Here is a 5,729-nt window from a genome sequence, read left to right as displayed (position 1 = left end):
GTAAAATTACTTGCCAACATTAAAATCTCTTCTTGTTGATTATCATTATTTACAATTAAATTTATGGCATAACTAATTATATCTTTCTCATTAAGTTGCCTAATAAATTTTCCTGGTTCGTACCATCCAATAATAATTATTGTCCAATTTATGCTTATTTTATTTTTTTAAAATTGCTCAAGTTCTATCATGGTAATATCGGCCTCCCATTTATTGTTCCACTTTCAATTAACATTCTGTGTGTTACCTTTCCATTTTCTACACTCAACTCAATTTACCCCAAACACTATTATTATCCTTAAATAATTTATATGAATCAACTTCATCTATTATTTTTCTTGTACAGATACCTTCATCATTATATTCAAATTCTATATTTTTCCCATTACCTTTTATTCCTTTTAAGTGTCTTCCTGCTTTCCAATCAAAGGTATATCCATCATACTCATTTGTAAATTCATTTTAACTCTTTTTAACTATTTTGAAACAAAAAGAAACCTAGTATACAAATTTATATATACTAGGTAAGACTATTTAATATTATTGTTCTAATAAATATCTATTCTTTTACAATTAAAAGATATATAATCATCTTCCTCAATATCACCTGGTAAGTCTGTGTTTTGGACTTCAATTTTAATATTACCTATTTCTACAATACCATCTTCTTTATTAGCTAATTTTCCAGTTAGATTATAAGCAAATGATTCATAAAGTTTCTCAACTTTAAATTCACATTTTTCCACTCTCATAACATTACTTATATCATAACAATATAAAGCTGTTTTTATAAAGTCATTTAAATCATATTTGAATGGGTGTGAAAAACATATTAGCTCAAACTTACCATCATTTACTGTTACTTCTGCTTCTAAAGCTTCTTTTGATAACCAATTAATTTTAGTTATCTTTATCATAGTGCAACCCTCCACTTTATTTTATAATTTTCAAACTTGGTGCTTTTTTAGAAAGCTCACCTATAGTTTTTGTATGTCATGATTGATGAAGAAATAAAAAAAATCCACCAGTTGCCAGTATTAGTGTTGTACTTAGAGATTAATATGTTTATTTTAATTCATACTACCTTTACCTACAAAAAAGCAAAGCCTAATAAATCATTATTTATTATAATATACTTTACTTTTTCTGAAACGAATACTGGAATTGTATCTTCAATTAATACTTATACTAATGCCTTTGCTAATATGTACCTTTCGCTATTCTTAATATTTTTTACTATAATCCTGCTAATCATTTTATTACTATCTATTCCAAATTCTATATTGTAATTTTTTATACACAAATTAATTTCATTTTGAGAAAATACAATACATGCATTGTCACTACCTATATAAACTTTTATATCCCTCTTTTCATCAATATAAGTTTCATTTGCAAAATTATCTACTTGAATTTTAGGCATTCCTTCAACAATTTTAAAATTTTCATTTTCTAAATTATCTAACTTATATACATTTTCAGCTAAAGTTAATGTTATAGAACGTATATCACCTTTCTTTTTGGCTATTCCTATTTCTATTAATGATTTTTTTAGGTCACCAGTTCTCCAATATATTGTGGGGTCTTTTTACACATTCCATGAACCAAATTTAACATTTAACGGTACATATATATCAAATTCTATATTTTCTACCTCTTTTTTTTTATGTTCTAAGACTTTCAACATATAAGCTTCCTCCCTTTGCTTACCTATGATCTATATACCGTATGCTTTATTACTGGCAATAACCCCTCACCACGTGGTTTACTAAATATTAACTCCCAATTTCCTACATTCATTATTTCATCATATTTTACTCCTTGCTTAACAGCACCTGTAACAGAATTTTCAAAACTAGATAACAAAGTTTGACTATTTATTGGCATACTATGTGATACCGCATTTTTTGTTAAATACAGAAATATATTGGTATCTTGTTGAATAACCTTTCCGTTTTCTACCCAGTTTTCTACCATTTGTTTTGTAACATTACGTTGTTCCATTCTCTCTAAACCATGCTTTGAATATTTACTCCAATCAACTGAAATTCTTGGATTATCAACTAACTTACCAAAATTTCCAATTTTATAACCATGTTTAGCTGCTCCTTTAGTAGCAAATTTATACAGATTTTACCCTTAGCCGTGCCTTTTACAACATCTCCACCTATTTCTGCTACGTATTTAATGTCTTTTTCAAAATGCATTAACATTAATTAACTATTCATATATATTAGGTACTAAAAATAATGAACCAGCCTACTTAATTTCAGCTGATTCATTTCATCCTTTCACTGCATTATTAATATTATACAGTGAGTATTCTGTCTGTAAAAATATTAATTGTGATGAAAAGACTTGACTGTCTTTCCATCATCTTGGTTAATTGTTATTTTGTATCCAGTTTTTAATAAATTATGCGGTCAGAAATTTATTATCTTATTTTTCCCAAATCATTTCTCCATTTAAAGTATAAATTCTCTCTGGAGCATTGTGATAAGATATTTCAGTACCTACTCCAACCTTTATTTCACTTCTTGTTGGGTAACTAATACTTTGTATTAATTCATTAGGCAAATTAATTACTTCCTGAATTGTAATTGCACAAGCATAGTATTCTTCATATCCACCTTCTTCAATTTCTAATCCATTATCTGTTTCATAGAAAGTATCTAAAAGTACTTTGAGCTTAGTTCCGTCTTTCCATTCAATTATTACAGATTTATTATGATTTTTATCAAAAAAACTCATAAGACTTCTCATTAACCCTTCTTCTAACTCATTTGAAAACATTTAACCTCTCCTTTAATTTAATATTTCTTTTATGGTATTGGTTTTGAAGGTACAATATGAACACCATTTTGGGAATAATGAATTATTCCTCTTGTCGTATCTAATACCTCTCCAGTATTTATATCTACATATTTACCAATGATTTTACCGAAATCAACCATTTCTTTATTCGCCGTTTTCCATTGTCCTGTACCAGCAAAATCATCTATTAATTTTTGAATATCATCTATCGTCCCATTCATAATACTTTTACCTTTAACATAATTATTGTGTCCAACAATATGTTTACCTTGTTTACCAGCATGTACTGTAGTATCAAATCCATTAATTATCTTCTTAGTAACATTACCAAACAACTGTAAATTCATTTCCAATGGACCCTTAGTAGCAATTTTATACAGATTTTTACCTTCCCTAGCACCTTTTAAGCCATCTCCACCTATTCCTGTTACCATTTTAATACCTTTACCCATTGGGAACAAGCATAGTAAATTTATTGCTGCTGACTTATTATCTCCTGCTGCTAAATCAAGGCCCAGTTCTATTACCCCTAATACTGTTACGGCTATTGCGGGGACTACCGGTATTGCAATGGCTGCTATGGAAGCAATACCTACTATGTTCCGAATCATTTCCATTTTCTCTTTATCCTGGGCTATATTCCGAACCTGCCTAATTACTCTATGGGCTCCATTCTGTACACTTCTACTAATACTTCTACCCGTATTATTAACCCATCTCCGTGCCCTCTGATAAGTTCTTCTTGCGGTATTAGTGAATCCTCTATACACATTTCTAACATAATTACTGGCAGACCTAACAAATCTTTTTACTCCACTAACAACTGCTGATCCTACTCTTTTTACTGCACTAACTACTTTTCTAACTCCTGTTACTACAGCTCTCTTAGTTGCGTTCCATGCATTTCTTATCCATCCGAACATGTTTCCATCTTCATCTATAGCATTTACTGGATTGTTTCCACAATATGCAAATAAATTATGTGAAAGTATCTCTCCAGTTTTTCCTGCCATTGCATCTGCACTTATAAATCTTCCTAAATCTGGATTGTAATATCTAGATTTTAAATAATATAGTCCTGTTTCATTATCATATCTATATCCTTTATATCTATATGGGTTCTTTACTCCTAAGGTATCCTTTAGTTCTCCTTCTATACCTAAAAGCTTACCCCAGCTATCATAAGTGTAAGATACTACTACTTTTCCAGTATTGTCTGCTAATGCAATTATATCATTTTCTGCATTTCTTATATATTCTTTATAAATATATTGAAAAATGTAGGTAAATTTATTTTACACAAATCTACCTACATACCCTAAATTCTTACTTTTTTGATGGATTAAAAATCTTTTTCAGAATCCCAAACTTCTATAAACAGAAATCCTTTTAATCCACTGCTTTCTACTAAATTTTTAAATTAGTCCCATACAAACACATGTCCTTTTAACTCTGGGATTTTAACTATATGTTCATTGTTTATAGATCCAGGCTTGAAAGCATACTTTATAAACCTCATAATTTCACCTTAGCATTTAAATCTTTTAACTTCTGATTTTTCAATATCAATACAATCTTTTACATTAATAACATTTATAATAGAATAATCTCCTTTATCATAAGAAAGTGGAAGAATCTCTACATTCTTGTCTAAGTATCTTTTTAAAACTTCAACAGCTTTACGACTAAATACAGGTAATGATCCAGAAAAGCTTGGTTTATCCCCTTTTCTTATTGGTTCAATTTCTTCCACCCAAAATGGTATCCAAGTGTCCTTTATACTCTTTCCATCAAATCCATATGCCATTAACTTGTCCCAATCATTTTCATCACATAATGTAAAGTTGTCATAGTTATTTGCATCTGAATCCAGTTCCCATACTTTCATAATTTATATCCTCCTATTTTTTAATGTGGAAATGTTCCTTTTATTAACTGTTCTCTAATATCTTCATAATACGAGTTAATGTGAATGCTTCTATGACCTGTATTTGTTATTTTATTCTAGTGTTCATAACTAGCTTGCTTCTAAAAAGAAAAACAGGATTTAAAATCCTGTTTTTCTAATATATAATTCTTTGAAATATTATCATTGTTGCCATGATTCTTATTAGGTATTTTTAAATCTTCTCCATCTGATGAAAATTTTGCTTTTATTATACAACAATTACTTAAAAGCTTAGTAAATTAAATTTCATAATTAGGACAGCTTTCACATATTTTTAACATTTCTTCTTTTGACAACTTTCTCTTCTTACCTATTTCTAAAATATGATCTTCTTTTTTTAAATTATCTAGTTCTGCTGTAATTTCGATGCATTCTCCTTCACTTATATCTTCTTTTTTTAAAGGACAATATTCATTAAATATAAATTCCATCAATTTGCCTCCTTCAAAATTTGTATAATACTATCTCCATATTCATCTTTAAGCCATCCTGTTATTATTTGACCATCCTTACTAACTACTATACATGCATCATCAGTAATATATTGTCTATCACGGACACAATACAATATAATTTATATCCTTTATATCATAAGTGATAGACTATTTATTCTTAGAATTATTTTTATTGAATAATATATATTTTAAATAATTTTATAAATTTATTTAAAAAATAGTTCCATATTTAGTACATATCATTATCTTCTTCAATTAACTCTACTCCCATTTGTGGATAAAATTTTACTCTTACCTTTTTTCCATCTTCATAATTTACAATCATATATTCATGAATCTTGCTAATACTTGTTACCTTTTTTAATTTACAATTAAAAATAACTTGTTCTTTATAAGACAAAGTTATTTCAGCTAATTGTTCATAAACGCTTATAAGTAACATAATAGAAAAATATTTATCATCTTTATTGGAATATATTAATTCTCCTGCTTCCATATCCCCAATACTAATT

At 28.2% G+C, this 5,729-nt stretch carries 11 protein-coding genes; all 11 read right to left on the bottom strand.

The genetic code is table 11. The annotated features are described in order from the left end of the window. Positions 1-158, bottom strand: a 158-nt coding sequence (locus tag NGI68_RS17180; protein ID WP_353505421.1) for a hypothetical protein, incomplete at its 3' end; no start/stop codon positions are given. Positions 159-548: 390 nt separating this feature from the next. Then, on the bottom strand, positions 549-917 hold the full coding sequence (locus NGI68_RS16870; protein WP_251862608.1) for a UCP019853 family protein: 369 nt from the start codon (positions 915-917) through the stop codon (positions 549-551). A 266-nt stretch (positions 918-1,183) separates the two neighbouring features. Next, positions 1,184-1,423 carry a hypothetical protein gene (locus NGI68_RS16865; RefSeq protein ID WP_251862607.1) on the bottom strand — a complete coding sequence of 80 codons (240 nt, stop codon included), beginning with the start codon at positions 1,421-1,423 and terminating at the stop codon, positions 1,184-1,186. A 287-nt stretch (positions 1,424-1,710) separates the two neighbouring features. Then, positions 1,711-2,049 (bottom strand): DUF4258 domain-containing protein, encoded by a 339-nt coding sequence (locus tag NGI68_RS16860; RefSeq protein WP_286010137.1) that lies wholly within the window; start codon positions 2,047-2,049, stop codon positions 1,711-1,713. A 14-nt stretch (positions 2,050-2,063) separates the two neighbouring features. Beyond that, a complete protein-coding gene (locus NGI68_RS16855; RefSeq protein ID WP_251862605.1) occupies positions 2,064-2,207 on the bottom strand; it encodes a hypothetical protein in 144 nt (47 codons plus the stop codon). Between the two features lie 232 nt (positions 2,208-2,439). Then, positions 2,440-2,793, bottom strand: coding sequence for a YxxD family cognate immunity protein YxxD (locus NGI68_RS16850; RefSeq protein ID WP_251862604.1), 354 nt, complete (start codon positions 2,791-2,793; stop codon positions 2,440-2,442). 29 nt (positions 2,794-2,822) lie between these two features. Then, positions 2,823-4,043 carry a polymorphic toxin type 50 domain-containing protein gene (locus NGI68_RS16845; RefSeq protein ID WP_286010136.1) on the bottom strand — a complete coding sequence of 407 codons (1,221 nt, stop codon included), beginning with the start codon at positions 4,041-4,043 and terminating at the stop codon, positions 2,823-2,825. Between the two features lie 299 nt (positions 4,044-4,342). After that, the gene (locus tag NGI68_RS16840; protein ID WP_251862603.1) at positions 4,343-4,702 is read right to left on the bottom strand and encodes a hypothetical protein; all 360 of its coding nucleotides are present in this window, start codon (positions 4,700-4,702) and stop codon (positions 4,343-4,345) included. Between the two features lie 299 nt (positions 4,703-5,001). Further along, positions 5,002-5,193: a hypothetical protein gene (locus NGI68_RS16835; protein WP_251862602.1), complete on the bottom strand. Its 192-nt coding sequence runs from the start codon at positions 5,191-5,193 to the stop codon at positions 5,002-5,004. Then, the gene (locus NGI68_RS16830) at positions 5,193-5,330 is read right to left on the bottom strand and encodes a hypothetical protein (RefSeq protein WP_251862601.1); all 138 of its coding nucleotides are present in this window, start codon (positions 5,328-5,330) and stop codon (positions 5,193-5,195) included. The genes NGI68_RS16835 and NGI68_RS16830 overlap by 1 nt, the downstream gene beginning before the upstream one ends. A gap of 116 nt (positions 5,331-5,446) precedes the next feature. Further along, the coding region (locus NGI68_RS16825; protein WP_251862600.1) for a hypothetical protein at positions 5,447-5,729 on the bottom strand (283 nt) is incomplete at its 5' end.

Source organism: Clostridium sp. Marseille-Q2269 (assembly GCF_943736985.1).
GTDB lineage: Bacteria > Bacillota > Clostridia > Clostridiales > Clostridiaceae > Clostridium_F.
This window is presented reverse-complemented; position numbering and strand designations above follow the sequence as displayed.